This window comes from uncultured Chitinophaga sp. (genome assembly GCF_902168175.1).
Classification (GTDB): Bacteria; Bacteroidota; Bacteroidia; order Chitinophagales; family Chitinophagaceae; genus Chitinophaga.
In genome coordinates, this window is the sequence record NZ_CABHOU010000048.1 from 1 (window position 1) to 24,102 (window position 24,102).

The window sequence follows — 24,102 nt, forward strand, 5'->3', positions numbered from 1 at the left end:
CTTTCCTGTTGCTGACGGCCGGAGCGCTTGCGCTGGCGCCGTCCTGCAAAAAAAGCTACCTGCAACCAGATCCGTTATCGTTCTACGAACCAGGTCAAACCTTTACCACCCGTAGTGGTCTGGATGCGGCGATGGCTATCTGTGACCGTCACCTGCGTTCTTACTGGACTTACTTCGAGTATACAGATCTTAGCCTGCCTATCAGCACAGAATATATGTTCTCTGATATGGCGGTGGCAAGTAAAACGGATGATGGCAACATCTTCGCTGATATCGCTACCCGTTTAACGCCTACTGATTATCCGGAGAGAGTACGGTACTTCTGGGGAGAAACCTATACCGGTATTAAATATGCTAATACTGTGTTGAGCTTTATAGGCAACGTGGCTGGCCTCGACGAGAATCTAAAAAACCAATATCGCGGCCGTGCGCTGTTTCATCGTTCTTTCCGCTATTTGTCGCTCGCCTTCCAATTTAAAGATGTGCCGTTGGTAACCAAGATCATACAGGTGCCCAAAACGAACTACAAATCTACCAAACGGGAAGCAATCCTGGCGATGATTCAGGCTGATATGGAACAGGCAGTACAGTGGGTGCCCGACCAAAAGGACATGTCGTTAGTGGGGCTGGTAAACAAAGCAGCCTGTCGCCAATTGCTGATAAAAATTTACATGGCGAATGGCCAGTACGATAAAGCAATCGAGCAGGCGGATATCCTGATCAATACGTCTGGTTATTCATTGATGACTGCTAACTTTGGTACCTTCATCAATCCTTATCCAGCAACATGGCCTATTACCCGTAACGTAATATGGGATCTGCACCGCCCGGAAAACAAAAGTATTTCTGCTAATAAGGAGGTTATTTTTATGGCGCCTAACCGTAACGCTACGGAAGCAGGTATCAAAATGAACACGATGCGTAACTGGCTTCCATGGCTGGATGCAGCAGGAACAACGGCACCGAACGGTGGACAGGCTGTGAGATATTTCCCTCGCTCAAATGGTAACTTTCGCGCAAATTACGACTACGTTCACGCTATAGGTAGAGGGATTGCGCATATTCGTCCAACCTGGTTTGCTACTAATGATGCCTGGTTTGTAAATGGAGTTAATGATGCTGGCGATCTTCGCCATAACAGCACCGTAGGTAACTGGGCGAGAATGGATTCGTTGAAGTACAATGATCCTGCTAATGCAACCTGGTTTGGTAAAAATCTTATTAAATACAGTGGGACGGGGGCAATTTTAACCAACGACACAATACGTTGCTGGTTCGACTGGCCGCACTACAAATATTATATTGAAGATCCAATTGAATCGCAGAACCCTAATGAAGCTAACCACCGCGGTGGCGCAGGCGATTGGTATATTTACAGGCTTGCGGAAACCTACCTGTTACGCGCTGAAGCCAAATTTTATAACGGTGATGTAGGTGGAGCTGCCCAAGATGTGAATGTCGTGAGGCGTCGTGCGGGCTGTACGCAGGAGTACGCAACCGTTACTATCGGCGATATCTTTGACGAACGTGCCCGTGAACTGAACATGGAAGAATGGCGCTTCACCGAACTCAGTCGTGCATCTTACTGCCTGGCGCTGAGCGGTAAGGCTGATGAGTATGGTAACACTTATACTGTTGAAAACCTACACACAAATAGCTACTGGTTTCAGCGTATGCAGCGTAAAAACAACTATTATAACAAAGGTGTGATCGTAAGGAACCGTCCCTACACCATCGCAGCACATAACATCAACTGGCCTATTCCGCAAACATCGATTAATTCTAACGGTGGAGCAAAATTGCGCCAGAATCCAAACTATTCCGGTTACGATCCAGCAGTTACGATGTTTGAAAATTGGCAGGATGCTGTAGCGGATGAGGATAAAATAAACTAAGGCGATTAAGTAAGGAAAGTATATTTTTTCGTAGGCTGGCTGCTAATAACAGCCAGCCTTTTTTACCCCCGGACACACCAACTTCTCCTATTTCTAATACCAGCTGGCACGAATCGCGTAAAATGACTATTTTACCGCAAATTGATTGAATAGTTGCTCGCCAGGTACATCATACAAATTCCACAGTTTAAAGGCGACAGGGTGAAACGCTGTGTATACATCATCGCGGTACTACTCTGTATCATGCCGTTTTCCGGGAAAGCAACTTCGTTCCCACCTTTCTCTTTCCTGGATATAGAACAGGGCTTATCAAACAACACTGTACGCACCATCTTTCAGGACCATAACGGCTTTATCTGGCTGGGTACTTTCGATGGGCTGAACAGGTATGATGGCTATGATAGTAAGGTGTTCCGCAATAAACCTAACGACACCGGCTCACTGGTACACAACATTATCCTTTCTATTACTGAAGATAGCGCTTACCGCATCTGGATCGGCACCCGGCAGGGTGTAAGCAGGCTCGATCCCTTACTGGGCCGTTTTACCACTATCCGGCTTAAAACGGGTCAGCGGGTTTTCCAGGATGTTATAAAAGATATCCGGACAGACAAATACAACAATGCATACATCGCCTCCGAAGGCAGCGGCCTGCTGTTATGCCCGAACGGATCTACGCTGGCACAATCCATACCGCTGTTTAAAGGGAATGAAGTCATTACCCAATACGGTGTTAAAGCATTAAGGGTAGATAAACTGGGGCAGGTATGGGCACTGGTGCCTAAGTACGGCCTGGCCAGGTATAGGCCGGGCAGTGACCGGCTCGAACTCGTGATCGATAAACTGGTGGAAGCGGCATGGCTGGAAATAAACAACGATGGTCATTTGCTGCTGGCCAGTGGCACTATGTTGTACGATTATAACATGGCCAATAATAGCGTAACCGGCATATTCGATTATAAAGCACAACAGCCGGATGCAGGCAGCATTGTATCCTTCGGGCTGGACCAGGACGGCCGCTGCTGGATTGGTACCGTGCAGGCACGGCTGCTGGCCTGGAAGCCGGGGGAACCGCTGCTGGTAAATCCCGCTAACGAGAATTCGGCTGCTTCGCTAAGTGCGGTGGGTTTGCATACACTGTATATCGACCGGCAATCGCGTAAGTGGATAGGTACTTCGCGTGGTGGTGCTGCTATTCTCGATCCGCGAAAGGGCTTCTTTCATACATTATTACACGAACCCGGTAATGCGAACAGCCTGCCCACAAACGTAGTGTCTTCCCTATACGAAGCCGCCGATGGTAGAATCTATTTAGGTACAGATGGCGGCGGCTTAACCATCTGGGACCGTTCGGCCAATACGTTCCATTCGTTCCGCAACGATCCCGCTAATCCATTATCCCTGTCTGATAACACCGTCATCAATCTGAACGCAGATAAAACCGGCCGTATCTGGATCACCACTTTCCGCCAGGGTGTAAACAGGTATAACCCTGCTACAGGAAGAATCGAGCGCTTCATGCCGGTAAATACCTTTGCTAATCGTCCCGACCGTGTAACCTACGGCCTGCTGGTCGATCGCCAGTCGCAGGTATGGGTTAGCACGCTCCGGCAAAACAGCATTTTTGGGGCATTATATCGTTTCGATGAGGGCAACAACCGTTTTGAAATATTCGACGATAAGCTGTCGGATATGTTCACACTGTTTGAAGACCGGGCGGGTAACATGTGGGGCGGTAACCTCAGTAAACTGGTGAAGATAGACAGGGCGGAGAAAAAACACACCTATTATGATATCGGGTACGCTGTAAGATGTGTGTATGAAGACAGGCAGGGCAGGTGTTGGTTAGGTACAGAGGGCGGAGGATTATTGCTGTTCGACCGGCAAAAAGGAAAGATAACCTATCGTTACACGATCAACGAGGGCCTAGGCAGTGATGTAGTACTTACCATTTTGGAAGGTGGAAACGGAGAGTTGTGGTTAAGCACCTTTAATGGTCTGGCCAGGTTTAACCCGGAAAAACGCAGCTTTAAAAATTTTTACCAGGGGGATGGGTTGCAAAGTAACCAGTTCTATTATAATAGCGCACTGGCTATGCGCAGTGGGGAACTGGCTTTTGGCGGTATTAAAGGACTGAATATTTTTAATCCAGCCAGTATCAGGACCGATCATAACATGCCGGCCCTCAGGCTTACCGGTCTTTTAGTAAACAACACCCCCGTTGAGGCAGATACAGATTACATCAAACAGCGTTCTGCAGACGCGGTTACGGCCATAACGGTCCCTTACAGCGAGGCGGTACTTGGCTTCCGCTTCACCGCGTTAGAATATACCGTGCCCGGCAAGATATCTTACGCTTACTATATGGAAGGCTGGGACAGGGGGTGGAATAATACAGGGAACATCCGGACGGCCACCTACACACATCTTGCTGAAGGAAACTACACATTCCGCGTAAAATGTACGAATGGCGAAGGGGAGTGGAGTACCCAGGAACTGGCCATACAAATTACCGTATTGCCCCCCTGGTATCGCAGCTGGTGGGCTTTTTCACTTTATGCTGCGGCGATGCTGGCGGCTGTCTGGTTCTTTATCAGTTATAAGGTGCGGCAAAGCCGCCTCTATTATGAGGTGAAAGTGGCACAGCTACAGGCAAGGGAAACGCAGGTGAAAGCACAACAGGAAAAGGAAGTCAACGAAAAAAGACTGACTTTCTTCACACATCTTTCCCACGAATTCAGAACACCGTTAACACTGATAATTGATCCGGTACGGGAAATGCTCGGGGGCGATAATGATCATCCTCAAAAGAAAGGTTTGCAGATGGTGTATCGTAATGCCAGGCGTCTTTTGAGCCTGGTAGATCAACTCCTGCTGTTCCGCAAGGCCGAAACACAGGCCGATAACCTGCGGCTCACCATGCTGGACGCGTCTGAACTTTGCCGTGAGGTAGTATTTAGTTTCGAGCAACAGGCGCTGCTTAAGAAACAGCTGCTTCGTTTCGATGACAGCGGCGGAGCCGTTACCCTCTGTGCTGACCGGGAGAAACTGGAGATTATCTTATTTAACCTGCTCTCCAACGCTATCAAGTTTACACCCGCAGGTGGACAAATCAACGTTAGCCTGCAGGAAACAAGTACTGAAGTCATTATAGAAGTCGCGGATTCTGGCCGGGGCATACCGCCTGAAATGGAAGATAAACTGTTCAACCGTTTCTTCCAGGTAAAGGAAGCCGGGCAAGCGCCCCAAACCGGTTTTGGTATTGGCCTTTACCTGGTAAAACATTTTGCAACGCTTCATCATGGCACCATTGCTTATCATAGCGAGCAGGGGCAGGGCGCAACGTTCAGGCTTGCATTACTGAAAGGCGATGCGCATTTCAAAGGCCAGGAAGTACAGCTCGCCCAGCAGTCCTCCACCGCGGTATGGGACGAACTCGCCGGCAGCGTGGAATCAATGGAGGCCGATCAGGCGCAGGACCTTGGCTCGCTCGTTGCCGAAAAGCCAACGATCCTGGTGGTGGATGATGACGAGGAGTTAAGGCAATACGTATCCATGGCGTTCAGCGACGCGTTTAACGTGTTGCAGGCAGAAAACGGGGCGGTTGGACTTAAAATGGCCGCGCAATTGCTGCCCGACCTGATTATCAGTGATATCACCATGGAGGAATTGGGAGGCCTGGAGCTTTGCCGGCAGGTAAAAGAAAATTCAGCGCTGTCGCATATCCCCATTATCCTGCTCACCGCCAGTACCGCATCCGAAACCCGTTTGGAGGGGCTTAAGGCCGGAGCGGACGATTATGTGACCAAACCTTTTGAAAAAGAACTGCTGAAAGCCCGGGTGGCCAACCTGCTCAAAAAACGGAATTCGCTCCAGCAATATTTCTATAACGAGGTAACGTTGCAACAAACGGATGGAAAAATATCGGCCGAATACAAGGAGTTCCTGGAAAAATGTATCCACATAATAGAAGAACACCTCGACGACGAGAACTTTTCAATTAAAACGCTCACCGCCAAAATGGGGATGAGCCGCTCCAGCCTGTACCGGAAGGTAAACTCCGTATCCGGGCAGTCGATCGTTGGCTTTATAAGGGTAATACGGCTTCGGAAGGCGGCGCAACTGATGATCACGACGGAGTACAATGTGACGGAGATCGCAGGCGTTACCGGTTTTAATGACATCAAATACTTCCGCACCCACTTTACCCAGTTGTTCGGCATGAAGCCGCTCGAGTACATCCGCAAATACCGGAAGCCATTCCATAATAATATCCAGTTGAACCGGGATATGATGAAGCCTGACTAGCTGTCAGGTTTTTTTGCGTTCTTTTTTATCCCGCTTAACGTTAAGCCTCCTCATTAAAAATGACCCCCTTCCATTTTAGGCCCTGTTATGGTGGGGTTTGAGCAAAAATACCCCCTTTTTTGGATCATAATACCCACCCCTCTTTTAACGTATCAGCCTACTTTTGAAACACTGATTACAGAATGTTCAGGCAATAGAACTGAAAATATGTCACGTTAAAAACTAATTCAACCACGATCTGATTATGCGTTATGAACTGAAGCGGGTGCCTGTAAACGGCCTGTGTCGCCGGTCCCTTTTATTTCTTTTTGGCCAGATGAACATCAATCATTGCTACGGGATGTTGGCGGTGTTGCTGGTATTTTCTGCAACGGTAAACGCCCAGCAGTTGGTTACCTATCCCGCGCCGCAGGAGGTTATTTATAATATGCACAATGATGATTTTACGGTTCGGGTGCGCACGTTGGGGGGCGAATGGCAGGACCTGTTCGAGTACAAAGTAAAGGTGGATATGGACAGGGTGCAGGAGTCGTCTATGGTATATTTCGATATGGAAGGGCCTGTAGAAGTGATGGTCCGTAAGAACAATGAGGACGTTCGCAGTGTAAGCATCCGCCCGCTGCCTTTTGATATAAAACCGGAAGTACAGGGAAATGAAGTAAGGTTCACCCTGCAACAGCCCCGCAAGTTATCCGTAGAGTTTAATGGAGATAAGTTACATAACCTGCACCTTTTTGCCAGCCCAGTGGAAAAGGAGCGGCCTTCACCTTCAGATAGTAACGTTATCTATTTCGGCCCTGGCCTTCATTTGCCTAAAGATACGTTCCGCAAAACGTTCGTCATCCCTTCGGGGAAAACGGTGTACGTTCATGGCAGTGCTATCCTGAGAGGGCAGCTTAGTTGCGAAAAGGTAAAAAACGTGCGCATTTTAGGGCGCGGCATCATCGATCAGGCCCAGGAGGGCGTATTGGTGAGCCATAGCGAGGGTGTTGAGATCAATGGTCTCCATTTCATCAACCCTAAACATTACACCATCCATGGTGGCGCTTCCAACCATCTCACCATCCGTAATATTACCTCCTTTAGCTGCCAGGGCTGGAGCGATGGTATTGATTTGATGAGTTGCTCGAACGTGGTGATCGACGATGTGTTTATGCGTAATTCAGACGATTGTATTGCTATTTACGGGCATCGCTGGAAGTTTTTTGGTAGTGCGCGTAACTACCAGGTGACTAATGCCATTCTTTGGGCAGATATAGCACATCCTGTTAATATTGGCTTGCACGGTAATACCAACCATGTGGGTGATACGGTGGAGAATATGACGTTTAAGAACATTCACATCCTTGAACATGACGAAGATGATCCGGATTACCAGGGATGTATGGCTATTACCTGCGGCGATTTAAACCTGGTGAGGAACATCCGGTTCGAAAATGTGTGGGTCGATGATTTCCAGGAGGGGCAGTTGTTCAATATCCGCGTGGTGTATAATCCAAAATACAATACCGGACCTGGAAGAGGGGTACGCGATATTTATTTCAGGAACATTTATTACAACGGCAGCAATTCCACCAGCCCCCTTATCACAGGGCTCGATAAAGATCACATAATAAGCGGTGTTACGTTCGACAACCTGGTGATTAACGGGAAACCTGTTAAGTCTGCACCAGATGCCAATATTCGGATTGGCGGTTTTACAGAAAAAATAGTATTCAAAAATTAGGACCTATACTCATAAACGGCGTTTTCCACGCGCCATTAAATTAAAGCTGTATGAAAAAAGTGCTCACGCCCAAACGAAGGTCGTTGCTGCTGTTCTCCTGCCTGCTGCCAGCGTTTACTGCCTGGTCACAGGGTAAAGATCAGATGGCAATGCCGGAAGATAGTACGGTGGCGGCCCATCCAACATCATTCGTAGCGGCTCTTTTTGGCAACCAGCCGCTGAATCGCTCACTGCAGGCAGTTTCCACGGTATATACACCGCAGCTGGTCACTACGCCAAGTCCAAAATTATTACAGGCGCTGCCAGGCCGCCTCACGGGGTTAAACATCGGTTTCACCAGCGGTGGCCCGGGACTCGATACCGCCGGCCTTACTTTTAACATCCGCGGGGCCCGTGGACAAATTATTATTATTGATGGGGTGGAGCGCAGCTATCTGTCGCTCGACCCGGAGCAGATAGAATCAGTGTCGGTACTCAAAGATGCATTGAGTACAGTGATGTTCGGACAACGCTCGTCGTACGGCATCCTCTCTATTAAAACCAGGAAAGGCGACATAGGTAAACCACGGCTTTCCTTCACCGTGCAATCCGGTTTTGAAACGCCCACTGCGTTACCCAAACCACTGCCGGCCTGGCAATATGCAACGCTCTATAACGAAGCCAGGCAAAACGAAGCGGGCGTTACGCCGGTAACACCTGCTTATTCGGCCGCACAAATCGATGCTTATAAAAACAACACCGACCCATACAATTATCCGGATGTAGACTGGTATAATACCGTACTGAATAAATCGGCGCGTATTACCCGGTACAACTTTAATATACAGGGTAGTGGGAAGGGTTTCCGGTATTTTGTAGACCTGGATAATATGCGCGAAAACGGTTTGTTTAAAACTGATGATGCCAATGCGTACAATACTAATTCCCGCTTGGACCGCTACAGCATGCGTTCCAACATTGGGGCTGATATTACGTCTACTACAAATATCCAGTTAAACCTCTTCGGCCGTTTCCAGCGATATAACCAGCCGGGCTCGGGTGCGGGTGGTATTTTTACCGCATTGCTCAATACGCCGCGTAATGCTTACCCGGTACTAAATCCGGATGGCACTTACGGTGGTACCAGTACCTACGGCGGCAACGCTAATATATATGGGCAGGCGGTAGCAAGAGGTTACCAGTTCCAGGATGTACGCGATATGGCGGTAGACCTGGAGGTAACGCAGAAACTGGACGTGCTGGCGCCAGGGTTGTACCTGAGAGCGAAGGGCTCCAATAATAATACGGCCTGGTACACAACAACACGCGCTAAGAATTTCGAAGTGTTCCAGTATGCGAACGATACCTATACGAAGTTTGGCAGCACGACTGAACAAACGAGTACTGGCGCTGCCAATGAACGTTCGCGGATCGTGTATCTCGAAGGCTCGCTTGGATATGATCGCAATTTTGGCAAGCATGGCATCAGCGCGCTGGCAGTTGCTAATCAGCAAAGCAGGCTGGCTTTCAATACCACCAATCTCCCCGAAAAGTACACCACTTTCGCAGGTAGGGTTAACTATAGTTATGATGATAAATACCTGCTCGAAGCTGCGGGAAGTTATGCAGGATACAACTGGTTAACACCTGATAACCGCTGGGCTACCTATTGGGCCGCGGGTATTGGATGGAATATACACCGCGAAAGGTTCATCAGTGAAAATATCACCTGGATCAGTAACCTGAAATTGCGTGCGAATTATGGTCTTACCGGTCAGGTAGCCGCCGGCTACTATTCTTACATCCAAACCTACTTTAACAACATTACCAATACAAGCAATAATGTAGCGTACTGGTACGGCCCCGGCTCTTCGCTGGAAAGAAGTACGGGCGAAAACGCAATTGCAAATCCGAGCCTGTCGCCGGAAAAGGCAAAGAAATTAAATATAGGGCTGGACGCTGGCCTGTTGAACAACCGGCTCTCCTTCACCGCCGATTACTTCTACAATAAATTCTACGACCTGGTAGCTACGCCTGTGCGTACCACCGGTGTATTGGGGGCTAATTATCCGCTGCAGAATTACCAGCGCTTCAACTACTGGGGCACTGAGTTTTCAGCCACCTGGCAGGATAAGATCAAAGACTTCAGCTATTATATAAACGCCAACTTCTCTGCCGTACAGTCTAAAGTGGTGTACAATGCGGAACTGCCCAAATTGTACGACTACCAGCTTACCACTGGCCGCCAGGTTGGATTACAGTATGGCTACACGGCTACCGGTTTATTCAGGTCTTATGAGGAAATTAATGATCCGGCTACAGCAGTATTGCCAGCAGCCCCAAAATCATCGCTGCGCCCGGGTGATATCCGGTACCTCGACCGTAACAACGATAACATCATCGATATCAATGACCAGGCGCCAATAGGCAGTGGTAAACCTACCGTTTACTACGGTATTACATTTGGTTTTAGCTGGAAAGGGCTTGACATGAGCGCGCTCGTTCAGGGCACAATGAACAGGCAAAGTTATATCGGCGGCGGTTTCATGAACGGTTTTGGCAATAACGGCACATTTACGGCTTACGACTACAACCTGGGCCGTTTTAACGAGGCCAATGCGGCAACAGCAGCACAACCACGACTCTGGTTAGGCAACAATACCAATAACACGCAGGTATCTTCCTTCTGGTTGAAGAATAACGATTTCGTGCGACTTAAAAACCTCGAACTCGGTTACACACTGGCCGAGAAATGGACACGCAAGGTGCGCATTCCTTCCTTCAGGGTATTTGCCAATGGCATGAACCTGCTCACGTTCGCTGATGTGCACGACATCCGTAAGGATATGGACCCCGAAGCCTGGGGCGCTTCCTACCCGATCATGAAGGTATTCAACTTCGGTGCAAACATTAAATTCTAAACGTCAATGAACTGCCGTATGATACAAAATATTAAATGGGTAATTGCATCATTGCTGCTCACATCTGCAGTGGTTTCATGCAAAAAGGCCTTCGAGGATAAGCCGCTGGAGCAGATCACAGAGGATTATATATGGGACGCCAACGATCCCACCGGCGACCAGGCCAGTAAATGGTTGTCCAATATCTATTCAAAAATTCCGACTGGTTATTCACGCCTTAATGCGCTGCCACTGGAATGTATATCGGACGATGCTGTTCCAAGTGCAGAAGGGAACGCCGCCTGGAATGTGATCCGTGGTGGGTATAGCCCGGAGTCTACCTTCGATGATTTGTGGAACACAGGTTATTCTGCCATCAGGGCGTCCAACGTATTTCTTAACAACTACCAGCGTGTACCCTGGGCCGATTCATCCCGCAGGGTGTGGTTTCCTAACGAAGCGCGGGCGCTGAGAGGATATTTCTATTATGAATTGCTGAAACGTTACGGTGGTATTCCGCTGGTAGGTAATAAGGTATTCGATCCCAACGATCCGGAATTACAAAAACTGCAACGCGCCAGTTTTGAAGAATGTGTGAACTACCTGGTAGCGGAATTCGATATTGTAAAAGATAGCCTGCGGCCGGATGCCACGCTTGCCAACCGGACTACCGATCCCGATTTCGGGCGAATGCGGAAAAGTATAGTCATGGCACTGAAAGCAAAAGTATTATTGCTGGCTGCGAGTCCATTATTTAACGCCACCACGTCTGCCGATAAACCATATACCGGTTATCCCGCTTATAGTCTCGAACGCTGGAAAGCAGCGGCCGATGCAGCGAAAGCGGTAATGGACCTGGGCATATACGACCTGGAACCTAACCGTTATAATCTCTTGCTAACACGCGCCAACAGGGAGCATATGTTCTTTAAAATGAGCGACTCCCGCGTGTCTAACACCTATTCGTATTACATGTCGCCGGTGGGTTATACGCCGGGGAATGTTAAAAGTGAAGGCCGGGTAAGTCCTACACAGGAACTGGTAGATGCGTTCCCCATGGCGAACGGCAAACCAATTACCGATCCCACTTCGGGGTACGATGCTTCCAATCCATATGTGAAACGCGACCCCCGCTTCGACCAGACTATTTTTTACAACGGCGCCAAATGGCTGCAACGCCCGGTAGAGATTTTCGAGGGCGGAAGAGACAAGCCCAATAACGCTATTATCACACCGGTGCAAACACAAACCGGTTATTATGCGAAGAAATTCTGCGCCAACGATAGTAACAGTGTAAACTATACCAATACCATATTTCGCGATAACGGTTTTGTGCCCGCCTGGTGCATCATCAGGTATGCAGATATTTTACTGATGTATGCAGAAGCACAAAATGAATATGCAGGCCCGGACGCTACGGTATATGCTGCCGTAGAAAGGATCAGGCAGCGTGCAGGCCTCTTGCCCTTTGCTCTGCCTGCAGGCCTTACACAGGAACAGATGCGCGACATCATCCGTAATGAAAGAAGAATAGAACTGGCATTTGAAGAACAACGTTTCTGGGACATACGGCGCTGGAAAATTGCGGCTGCGGTTTACGGAACTACGCTACATGGCGTGACGGTCGTTAAAAACACGGACGGCTCGTTTACCTATACAGCGAAAGAAGTAACTAAACCTTATTTCTCCGATGCGATGAACCTGCTGCCGCTGGCACTGAAAGAAACGCAGGTGAATGTTCAGTTGGGGCAAAATCCCGGCTATTAAACCAACTATTTAGATTTCTAAATTCCATAGAAATGAAACTGCATATAATGATATTATGGTTGTTGTGCATCATAGGCACAGCCACCGCACAAGCCCAGGAGCGTACGATCTCCGGCCTGGTTACTAATGATAAGGGACAGGCGGTTGCCGGTGCCACCATCCTAGAAATAGGCAACGATCGTAATGCTACGGTAACGGACGATAGGGGGCATTTTACCCTGCGGCTGCGCACGGGTAGTAACCGCATAGCCATTAGTAGTGTGGGTTTTGTTACGCAGGTTGTGAACGCCGATGCGAACGGCGAAATTCCTGTAAGGCTGCTAACAGACACGAAAGGACTGGAAGATGTAGTGATAGTGGGATTTGGTCGCCAGAAACGTATTACCAGCACTGGTGCGGTTAGTTCCATTAAGGGTGAAGAGATCAAATCTGTACCGACCGCTAATATTCAGAATACGCTCGTAGGCCGTTTGCCTGGCTTTTTTTCACAGCAGAGAAGTGGTCAGCCCGGTGCAGATGCCGCCGACTTCTTTATCCGCGGTGTTAACTCACTGAATGGCGATAACCGTCCGCTGATCATCGTAGACGATATCGAATATGACTATACCCAGTTGTCGCAACTGAATGCCAACGAAGTAGAGTCTATCTCTATCCTGAAAGATGCGGCTACCACGTCCATATATGGTCTGAAAGGTGCGAACGGCGTACTGGTAATTACCACTACCCGCGGCCGTGCCGGTAAACCCAGGATTAATGTAACCAGCGAAGTGGGTTTTAACAAGGTGATACGAATGCCTGAATTCCTGGATGCCTACAATACGGCCATGCTCCGTAATGAGGCCACGATTAACGACGCTTACGGCCAATCGCAAACACCTGTACTGCCGTTTACGCCCGACGATCTGCAGAAGTTTAAAGACGGATCAGATCCTTATGGCCACCCCAATGTAAACTGGACGGATGCTTTGTTTAAACAGGCATCTACCCAAAGCAGGTTTAATGTGGATGCCAGTGGGGGAAATCAACTGGTGAAATATTTTACCTCGCTGGGGTATTACTCGCAGAATGGTATTCTTAAAGAGTTTGAACCTGTTGGTGATGATGTGAACACGAACTATTTTTACAGACGCTTCAATTACCGCTCTAACCTGGATATTACGCCCACCAAAACACTGAAGATCCGTTTTGATGTAAATGGCCGTTTTGAAACGGTGAATAATCCCGGTGGTGTGCAGGAGGGCGCAGGGTTGTTTTATGAGCTTAGCGCTTTCAGGTATTTGGCGCCTTATGCGATGCCGCTGGTTAATCCCAATGGAACTTATGGTTATGCTTCACACGCGGGTGCCGTAAACACCGTTGGGGCCATTCATCCAGGTTACAGGATAGCTAATGGCGGTTACAGGCGTAACTTTAATAATAACTATAACCTGGTGGCCGGTGCCGATCAGCGGCTCGATTTTATTACTACAGGTTTATCTGCCAAGGTGAACGTATCGTACGCAGGTAATAACAATGAAACGCGCACACTGCTGCGCTCGGGTATGCCTTCTTACAGGTACAATGCTGCTAACAACAGTTATGCGATCAGGAATGCGGGGGAGTACCGTACACCTGTATACAATGTGGCCTCCAGCAACGGTGCATACAATTCAACGTCGATTGTGCAGGCGTCGCTTAACTACGACCGCACTTTCAGCGGGCATCATGTTACTGGCCTGCTGCTGTTAAACCAGCGTAACTATATCAACGGCGCTACGATCCCTGTAAATTACCGTGGTACCACACTGCGGCTGGATTATGACTTTCAGCAGAAGTACCTCCTGGGACTAACGCTGGCCAGGAACGGTAATGATATCTTCCAGGAGAATAAACGTTACGGCATATTTCCCGCTATCTCATGGGGATACAACATTTCTGAAGAAAGCTTTTTTAAAGATCTGTTCCCTGTAATCGATCTGTTCAAAATACGCGGATCTTACGGGTTGGTGGGTTCCGACGCAAGTTATCCGGGTACGGTTACTTCGGTTATTCAGTATGCCGCTACGGGCTCCAATTACTATGGCCCCACCACGATAGAAGGCTCGCTGGTTAATCCTGATATTACCTGGGAGCGGGAACGCAAAACCGACCTGGGACTCGAAATTAACATGTTTAAAGGCAAACTGACGTTCAGCGGTAGTTACTTCTACAATTTTCGTTTTGATCAGTTGATCGACCAGGGTGATGTGCCGCTGGCCATTGGGCAAACACTGCCGAAAAAGAACATCGGTAAAACAGATAACAAAGGTTTCGATGGCGTAATTACGTACCGCGACAAACGCGGGGACTTCAACTACTCCGTAAGTGTGAACGCCTCATATGCTAAAAACAGGATCGTGTATGTGAGTGAGGCGCCCGATTATCCTTACCAGGCACGTACCGGGATGCCGCTGAACCTTACGCTGGGATATCGTAATCTCGGATTTTATCAGGCCGGCGAATTCGGCGCCGACGGGAAAGTGCTGAAAGGAATAGCCGCACCAGCATGGAGCGTCATTCAGCCGGGGGACCTGAAGTATGCTGATCTCAATAATGATGGAGTGATAACAGATGCAGATAAAACCTGGTTATCTAAACCAAACATTCCTACCACCAACCTGGGTGCTGAATTTACAGTAGGGTATAAGGGCGTTACGCTTCGGGCGCTGCTGCAAAGTGCGTTCGGGTATGCCGTACAGGTAACTGCCGAAGGCGCGGGCGATGCGTTTAATGGCAACCTCCGCCCCTGGAACCTCGAGCGCTGGACGCCTGCTACTGCAGCTACGGCTACTTATCCCCGCATTGGGCTCAATACTAATATCAATAACATCTCCTATCAAACGGTTTCTGATTTCTGGTTTGCAAATGCCAGTTATCTCCGCCTGAAATCGCTGGAACTGGCTTACCAGTTGCCTGCTTCCTGGCTGAAAAGGACACGTGTAATGCAGAATGCGCGGCTGTACGTTGCCGGTTATAACCTGCTGAACATCCAGGATATGGGCAAGTTTCAGCAGGATGCGGAAATAGCCAACGGTACCGGTGCGGCATATCCTAATACGGCGAATTTTAACCTGGGCGTACAACTTGGTTTCTAAACCTAAAAAAGAGAAAACATGAACTTGAAATTATATAGGAAAATACTTTTCATACCTGTGATAGCGGCGGCGCTGCTCACAGCCTGTAATAAGGATTTCCTTGACCAGAAAACGCTATCGGCGGTGGATGAAAATGCAGTGTTCCAGGATAGCCTGAAGTCGCTGGGTATGATCAATAACATCTATAGCAATATTGGTTTGTCGTTTAACGCACGCCGCTTCGGGAATACCGGACTGGATGCAGCCTGCGACGAATCCGAACCAATAAGCGATCCAACGATCTATACTTACCGTTTGTCCAATGGTGGCATCAATCCCAGTAATGCTGATAAAGGTTTATGGACGACCGTATTCCAGATGGTGCGCGCATCAAATATCTTTCTGAAGAACAAGGATAGTATTCCTGTAACCGTGGCCACCCGCGATTATTGGGTGGGGCAGGTAAGGTTCCTGCGTGCCTGGTATTTGTTTACATTACTCAAGCATTACGGCGGCATCCCCATGATTGGCGATAAGATATTTAATGTGGATGAAAAGATTGAAGCACCCCGTAGTTCGTTCGAAGCCTGCGTCGATTACATCGCGGCGGAATTCGATGCTGCTGCTGAATTGCTGCCCACTTCGTATCCGGCCAATAATGTAAATGCGTTAAGAATTACAAAAGGCTCTGCGCTGGCAGCGAAAGCGAGATTGTTGTTAAATGCGGCCAGTCCTCTTTTTAATAGTGGTCCCCGCAGCGACGATCCCGAGCGGCTGCTTACTTACGCTGCGGCGGATAATGAACGCTGGAAAAAGGCGGCTGATGCTGCCCGTTCAGTAATTACACTGGGTGTGCATAGTTTGTATACCAGCTCGGCCACTCCGCTGTACACACTGTTTTTGCAGAATACACCGCAGCCCGAACACATCCTGGTGTACTGGCAACCGGTAACGACCGCCAATAACTTTTATGTAGAGAACAGCGCCAATCCTCCATCGAGGGGTACGGTGAACGGTTATGCCGGTGTGAAGTATTACCCGGTGCAGGAACTGGTAGACGAATTTGATATGATCAATGGTTTGCGCATTACCGATCCGGCGTCCGGGTACCCGGGTATTGGCGATAATATGTATAAGAACCGCGACCCCCGCCTGGCAGTTACGGTACACTTCAATGGCTCGTTACGTAATATGGGCAGCCTCGGCGATCAGCCCGTGAATACTTATACGGGTGTAATTCCAACCGGTAATGCAGCCGCTACCAGTGCCAGTGTCGACGGTATGTACACCTCGGCAGGTACTAAAACCGGCTATTTCAGGTATAAGATGTGTAACAATTTTGGAGTGGGCGGCGGTAGTGAGCTATATCGCCCATGGGTGCTGATGCGCTACGCCGAGGTGCTATTAATGGCTGCGGAAGCACAGAATGAATATAGCGGCCCGTCAACAGAAATATATGATTGGTTAAAACTGGTACGCAGTCGCGGCGGTATACAGGCAGGTGCTAACGGCCTGTACGGCTTAAAGGCGGATATGACGAAAGATGAAATGCGGGAGGCCATTCATCACGAACGCCGGGTAGAACTTGCTTTTGAAGAACATCGCTATTGGGATGTACGCCGCTGGAAAATTGCACCGCAAACGGAAAATGCGGAAACCCATGGAATGGAAATTACGCGCGCTGCCGATGGTAAATTCTCTTACCGCACGGTCGTTGTAAGGCAGCATGTGTTTACGGATGCGATGTATTTCTGGCCCATCCCGCAAAGCGAAATTGTTAAATCACCAGCCCTGAAGCAAAATCCGGGCTATTAAAATCTGGTAGCATGAAACGTAATTTTTGGATATGGATAATAGCCCTGCTGGGCGTGATGGCCTGCACGAAAGGCGGTGATCTCTACGAAGCGAAGGGCAACATGTTTACGGTATCGTCCGCCGCGAGTGCGCGGCAGTTGTTGCCGGCTATCGATACGCCCTCGGTGGCCACGTTAAGCGGTGTTTACGACGAAGGACTGAATAACCTGACGTTCTCCCTTACCTGGACAGACCTGTGGCGCGATACGAAGAGGGATACGATTACGGCTGTTGCGTTTTACGGTCCGGCCAGCGCAACTGGTAATGGCGAATTAGTCCGCTCTTTAACTTTTATCAACCCTAACCGCAATGGCACCGCCAACCTGGGCCTGTCTGGCGGAACAAGTTTTAGTACGCAGCAGCAAACGGACTTACTGGCTGGTTCTTACTATTTCATCATCACTACCAGGCGTTATCCCGCGGGTATTGTGAGGGGGCAATTATCACTGGAAAAGAAATAGCTGACCTTATTGCTGAATTGTTAAAAACGATATATAATGATGAATTTAAGAATAGGGATTTGGCGCGCACTTGCCTGCTTACCCATGTTGTTATGTTTTTTCCTGCTACCGGCATCCGGGCAGCAATCGAAGAAAAAGAAGGTTTTCGTACACCCGGGTATTTTGCACTCGCAGGCGTCCCTGCAACGGATCTATGATGTAGCACAACAAAAAACACAGCCGGGGTACGGCTCTTACGAGCTGCTGCGGGACCATCCTTTATCCAGCGCGAATTATAAAATGAACGGGCCTTACACGATTATTTCGAGAGATGGTGAGTACAAATGGACGAAGTCCAAAATGGAAGCAGATTTCAGTGCGGCCTATCTAAATGCCCTGATGTGGGTGGCCACAAAGGATGCTGCCCATGCACGCATGTCGATGGCCATCATGAAAGCGTATGCAGATAGTCTTACATTGATACCTAACACCAACGATGCGCCGCTATTGGCCGGACTGGAAGGCGTTAAAATTGTAAATGCGCTGGAAATACTGCGTTACACCTGGAAGGACGTGCCGCTGGACGAAGTTGAGCAGGTGAGCCGAATGGTTACGAATGTATTTTTGCCGGTCTGCGAAAGGTTTTATGATACGATCGCTTATACCAATGGTAACTGGGGGCCTATCGTCACTAAGTTGTACATTTCGGCGGCGATCTGGTTCGATGATGACAAGATGTATAAAAAGGCGGTTGACTTTTATTATCATGCAAAAGATAACGGCACCATTCGTAATTACGTGAGCGGCACTACCGGCCAGATCCAGGAAAGCGGCCGCGATCAGGGGCATAGTCAGTTGGGATTAGGGGCACTGGCCACGGTTTGCGAAATTGCCTGGAACCAGCACGACGACCTGTACAGCGCATTAAACAACCGCCTGCTGAAAGGCTTCGAATATGTAGCGAAGTATAACCTGGGGCACGACGATGTACCGTTCGTTACCTGGAAAGACGTAACGGGTAAGTATTCGGATTGGGATAAGATCTCTGCGATCGGTCGGGGCAAATTTATCCCGGTTTATGAAATGGTTTATAATCATTTCGTACGCATCAAAGGCTTGTCTATGCCTTACACCAAACAGGTGATCGAAAAGATACGGCCCGAAGGGTACGACCGCGATCAGCCTGCTTTTGGTACGTTATTGTTTTATGGCGCCGGTAAGTAGCGCCCGTAAATTTAAAAAGTTATGATGAGGAATATTTCTTTGATATTGGTATTGTGCTGCTGGCTGGCCGAAGCGAAAGCGGCCTTCATCCTGCGCTCGCCCGACAAATCCACCACCTGGGAGCTGGATGCTCCTAAAAATGGTAAGCTGGTATATCGTGTTGCTTACAAGCAAAAGCAGGTATGCGAATGGTCGCCGCTTGGTTTAATAACAGATGGAGTATCACTCGGTGAAAATGTAGCCGTTACTTCGTCCTCCAGGCAAACCTTTAACCAATCGTTCGCATGGCCATTGGGTGAAGATGATGTACTGAGTAACCACTATAATGAGTTGGTACTGGCCTGCGAAGCGGCAGGTAAAAAGTTCAGTATTATAGCAAGAGCATACAATGGCAGCATCGCTTTTCGTTACCAGGTGAGGGGTAGCAGCGTGCAACAGGAGCTTACGGGCTTCCGGTTTTCGAACCCTTCGCTGCTTTACCAGTACAACCACGAATCTGTTTTTACACCCACTACGCTCGATACTTTCAGCATGACCTGCGATTTTCCGGCAACACTGGTGAGCGACCAGTTGTACCTCTCGGTGGGGGAGGCTGATAATACAACGTATACGAAAGCCGAACTCAAAAAGGGCGCGGATAACAACAGTCTCGCAGTGGTATTTTCGAAGGATAAGTCGGTGACCATCGATGGAACTTACAACACGCCCTGGCGTACGATCAGTGTGGCCACCACTGCTATTGGCCTGCATAACTACAGCCAGCAGTACCTCCGCCTGGCCTCCAACCCGGTAAGCAGCGTCCCTGCATGGATAAAGCCCGGAAAGTTGATCCGCGCACAGCTTACAACGGCGAGCGGCCTGGAATGCATCGACTTCGCAGCGGCGCATGATTTTCGTTATATCATGTTCGATGCCGGCTGGTACGGCGCCGAATTCAGAGGCTCTTCAGACCCTACTCAACCCATCGAAGCCATCGATATGCCTAAAGTTATAGCCTATGGCAAAGAGAAGGGCATTGGCGTGATTCTTTATGTGAACTATGTGGGCCTGCGTGCTAAGCTGGACGTGATTCTGCCGCTTTACAAACAGTGGGGTGTGGCAGGTCTTAAATTTGGTTTTGTAGATGGGCATACCCGTGAAGGACTCACCTGGCTGAGCGCTGCGATGAAAAAAGTGTATGATCATCAACTGATATTGAACATTCACGACAACTACAAACCCACCGGTTTAAGCCGCACATTCCCGCAATTGCTTACCCAGGAAGGTATTCGTGGCGACGAAAACAGTCCGGATGCTTTTCATAATACAGTGTTGCCATTTACAAGGTTCCTGGCTGGTCCGGCTGATTTTACTTTCTGTTATCCTAACAGTACGAATAGTTATGCTAAGAATATAAAGGTGAGTATGGCGCAGCAACTGGCGTTAACGGTGGTTTATTTTAGCCCTTTGCAGGCGATGTTCTGGTATGGCAAGCCCAATGAGTATACGAACGAAGGAGAGATAGAATTCTTTAAATATGTACCGACCGTTTGGAATGAGTCGCATTACCTGGCCGGTGATATCGGTAAAAACATTTCGGTAGCCAGGCGCAATGGTAACACGTGGTTTATGGGTAATGCAGCAGGTCTTGCAGATTGGAACAGTAAGGTCAGTCTTAACTTTTTAAAGAAAGGTAAGGTATATACAGCTACGGTATATGAAGATAACGGGGCGGGCAGCATCGTTAAACGGGTGGTGCCGGTTAAGAAAGGAGACTCGTGGCCACTGCAGCTCAAAGCAAAAGGCGGTCAGGCGGTCATTATCCGTGAATAGTGTAATGCGTTAAAATTATCCCCTTTTTTTGGTCACTTATCCCCCCTCGGGAGATAATGAAAAATAATAATTTAGGGTTCCGGTGTATTGCAAATCGCACCGGGACCCATTACTAACTATAAGCTTTCATCATGACGAAATTCCACGTAAGGGCCAATGTCCCATTGGGCATGCTATTGCCATTCAGGTACCCCCGGTTTGTAGTCGTTTTTTCCCTTTTAATAATTCTCTTACTGCTCGGTGCCATACTTCCGCAGCGTGCGGTTGCACAACGGTTCCAGCATCCAGGCGTACCACTTACGCAGGAAGATATAGACAGGCTCAGGATAAACATTACGCAGGAGCCCTGGTTGTCGGCCTGGAACGCATTTAAGAACGATGCGCGATCGAGGTTGACGTACGGGCAACAGGGGCCTTTTGTAGCTGTGAGCAGGGCCCCGAATCTGAACAATACGGCATGGAAAAGTGATATGGTGGCGATACATAACCTCGCCATCATGTGGCTGTTCACCGGCGATTCGGCCTATGCCAGAAAAGCCACCAATCTGCTCGACAGTTGGGCGGTGACCAATACATCCTGGGGTGGTAATGAGAGTATGCTTGATATCGGCGATTATGCGCAGCATTGGGCCACCGGTGCAGACATACTACGGGCCACGTTCCCTGGCTGGTCTGCTGCTAATACACAACATGTGTCGGCCTATTTTGCCAATGTGCTTTGGCCCACCTCGTTTGTGCCCAATCCCCTACGCGATAATAACAAGGGCGCCATCCAGCTAAAAATAGCCTTCGGCGTTGCCGCTTTTTTGAACGACCAGGCAAAATGGGACCAGGCAGTTGAAACCTACAGGATAGATGCCGGTGGTGGTTTGCGTAATAGTTTGTCAAATGGTCAGGTGGGCGATGCTGGTCGCGATGACCATTGGTTTGTACAGGCCGATGCTTTAATGTGGTGCGCCGAAGTTGCCTGGAAACAAGGCGTGGACCTGTATTCCGAAATGGACAATCGCCTGCTGGCCATCGGAGAATTATATAACCAGTTTAACATCGATACCGCGGGTTTGCGTTTTATTCCCTTCGGCGGATATTCTGCTTACTATACCAACTGGGGCATTCGCGGCGGCATACGCCGGCAAAGCGCATTTTGTAATATCATACAGGGCGCTTATGCTTTACGTAAAAATATACCCACGCCCTGGTCTACTCAAATGCGTGCGTTAGTAGGTGAAGGCCCGGCTTCGTTTCTCTATCTTAAGTCGGCCGACACTTCCACAGCCACAGCATTGGCTGCTATTCCTTATCCCCCGGTAGTGCCGGCAACGGCGTTGGCTAACATTGATATTGGTAATACAGGAATGGCGGGCAGCGCTGATTACACTAGTGGCGTCTGGACCGTTCGCGGGGCGGGTAACTCCGTTGCCAGTGCGGTAAACTTTACCTTTGCGCCAGTAGCGGGTAATGCAAGTGTAGTGGTGAAAGTCAATGCGAATTCCATGCCTGGCGCAGCTACCGGCGTCATGTTGCGTCAATCGCTCGATCCCGCTGCCAACTACGTATCCATCAACTTAAATAATGGAAACCTTACTGCTTCGGCAAAAGGTGATGTGGCCCGCACATTATACACCCATTACGGGCCCCGGCCAGCCTGGTGGCTCAAGCTCGAACGTGTGGGCAGGCGTGTGTTTTCGTTACACTCGCAGGACAGCATCAACTGGTCTAACAACGGGCAGTATATCATTCCCTGGTCAGACACGGCTTATATCGGTGTATATACCGTATCGAATAATACCTCGCAATTAAATACCGCGGTATTCACCCAACTGGAGATTACCAACACCTCGGCCGGGGATGCTCCCGGTATTACCTCCTCGTTAAGTGCGTCAGCAACACTGGGTACAGTGTTTAATTACAACATTACAGCTACGGGTGTTCCATCTTCATTCAGCGCCAGCGGGTTACCCAAAGGCTTACTGTTGGATGCTGCTACAGGATTGATTACCGGCGCTCCCGACACCACGGGTGTTTTCCCCGTTTTGCTGCGGGCGAACAACAGCAGTGGTGCAGGCAACGCGGTATTAGTGATACGTGTTACCGGTAATGAGCTGCCCGCCGCACCCGCTAGCGTAACCGCCACGGTGGTAAATGTATCCGATATCCGGTTAAGCTGGGCTGCCGTAGCCGGCGCGTCGGCTTATACTGTAAAGCGTTCGCTTACTGCTGGCGGCTCGTATACGACTATCGCAACAGGTGTAACAGGTGTAAGTTTTATAGATGATAACCCGGTACCTGAAGTCAGGAATTATTACATAATAACAGCCAATGCGGGTGAGTTGGAAGGCCCGGCGTCGGTGGAAGTATCGGGCAGTGTACCGCCGGCCATCCCGGTTAAACCCTCCATCACTTCGCAAAGCGGGTTGCTTTCACTTTCCTGGTTACCTGCTAATGGTGCGGCCAGTTACAAAGTAAAACGCAGTAGCAAAATGGGTGGGCCTTACACCACTATTGCCACCGTAACCAATACCGCATATGATGATCATGATGTGGTGGATGGCGGCGCTTATTACTATGTGATCACCTCCGTTGGTAATACACTCGAAAGCGCGAATTCGCCGGAAGTATTCAGTGTGCCGGGTGCAGCCGTGCTCACCTGGAGTACAGCGCCCGTAAGTGATGTGTGGAGCGATACGGCCAACTGGCAGGAGCAGCGAACACCTTATAGTCCTGCGGTACTCACTTTCGGAGAGTCTTTAGATACGGTGTTAACAAACGATGTAAATGGTCTTGAAGCATCGCGCATCTTATTCGACGTTACTGCTAACAGCTATACGGTAAACGGCGACACGCTTGTTCTTATCAACGATCTTATTAATAACGCGGCGAGTGACCAGGTACTGAATGTGCCCCTGTTGCTTAAAAACCAGGTAACAACACACGTTCCTTCCCGAAGCATAAGCCTGTATGGCAATGTGAATGGTGCGGGTGGTATTTACAAAACCGGTAGCGGTATGTTATTCCTTTCGGGGAACAATATTTACACTGGTAACACGGTGATTGGTGGCCAGGCGGGCAACTGGCCGGTAACCAATGCGATTGGTATTACAGGCA

11 protein-coding genes are annotated in these 24,102 nt (G+C 49.1%); all 11 read left to right on the forward strand.

Annotation, left to right across the window (positions count from 1 at the left end):
• On the forward strand, window positions 1-1,895 hold a 1,895-nt coding region (locus QZT80_RS09915; protein ID WP_367112863.1), incomplete at its 5' end, for a RagB/SusD family nutrient uptake outer membrane protein.
• 153 nt (window positions 1,896-2,048) lie between these two features.
• Window positions 2,049-6,203, forward strand: coding sequence for a two-component regulator propeller domain-containing protein (locus tag QZT80_RS09920; RefSeq protein WP_295121248.1), 4,155 nt, complete (start codon window positions 2,049-2,051; stop codon window positions 6,201-6,203).
• Window positions 6,204-6,447: 244 nt separating this feature from the next.
• The gene (locus tag QZT80_RS09925) at window positions 6,448-7,929 is read left to right on the forward strand and encodes a glycosyl hydrolase family 28 protein (protein ID WP_295121251.1); all 1,482 of its coding nucleotides are present in this window, start codon (window positions 6,448-6,450) and stop codon (window positions 7,927-7,929) included.
• A 50-nt stretch (window positions 7,930-7,979) separates the two neighbouring features.
• Window positions 7,980-10,829, forward strand: coding sequence for a SusC/RagA family TonB-linked outer membrane protein (locus QZT80_RS09930; RefSeq protein WP_295121254.1), 2,850 nt, complete (start codon window positions 7,980-7,982; stop codon window positions 10,827-10,829).
• A gap of 18 nt (window positions 10,830-10,847) precedes the next feature.
• Window positions 10,848-12,575: a RagB/SusD family nutrient uptake outer membrane protein gene (locus tag QZT80_RS09935; protein WP_295121257.1), complete on the forward strand. Its 1,728-nt coding sequence runs from the start codon at window positions 10,848-10,850 to the stop codon at window positions 12,573-12,575.
• A 32-nt stretch (window positions 12,576-12,607) separates the two neighbouring features.
• A complete protein-coding gene (locus QZT80_RS09940; protein ID WP_295121259.1) occupies window positions 12,608-15,688 on the forward strand; it encodes a TonB-dependent receptor in 3,081 nt (1,026 codons plus the stop codon).
• Between the two features lie 18 nt (window positions 15,689-15,706).
• The gene (locus QZT80_RS09945) at window positions 15,707-17,482 is read left to right on the forward strand and encodes a RagB/SusD family nutrient uptake outer membrane protein (protein WP_295121261.1); all 1,776 of its coding nucleotides are present in this window, start codon (window positions 15,707-15,709) and stop codon (window positions 17,480-17,482) included.
• 11 nt (window positions 17,483-17,493) lie between these two features.
• Window positions 17,494-17,982 carry a CHRD domain-containing protein gene (locus tag QZT80_RS09950; protein ID WP_295121263.1) on the forward strand — a complete coding sequence of 163 codons (489 nt, stop codon included), beginning with the start codon at window positions 17,494-17,496 and terminating at the stop codon, window positions 17,980-17,982.
• Between the two features lie 36 nt (window positions 17,983-18,018).
• The gene (locus QZT80_RS09955) at window positions 18,019-19,185 is read left to right on the forward strand and encodes an alginate lyase family protein (protein ID WP_295121264.1); all 1,167 of its coding nucleotides are present in this window, start codon (window positions 18,019-18,021) and stop codon (window positions 19,183-19,185) included.
• 21 nt (window positions 19,186-19,206) lie between these two features.
• On the forward strand, window positions 19,207-20,997 hold the full coding sequence (locus tag QZT80_RS09960; RefSeq protein WP_295121268.1) for a glycoside hydrolase family 97 protein: 1,791 nt from the start codon (window positions 19,207-19,209) through the stop codon (window positions 20,995-20,997).
• A 131-nt stretch (window positions 20,998-21,128) separates the two neighbouring features.
• Window positions 21,129-24,102, forward strand: a 2,974-nt coding sequence (locus QZT80_RS09965) for a putative Ig domain-containing protein (RefSeq protein WP_295121270.1), incomplete at its 3' end; no start/stop codon positions are given.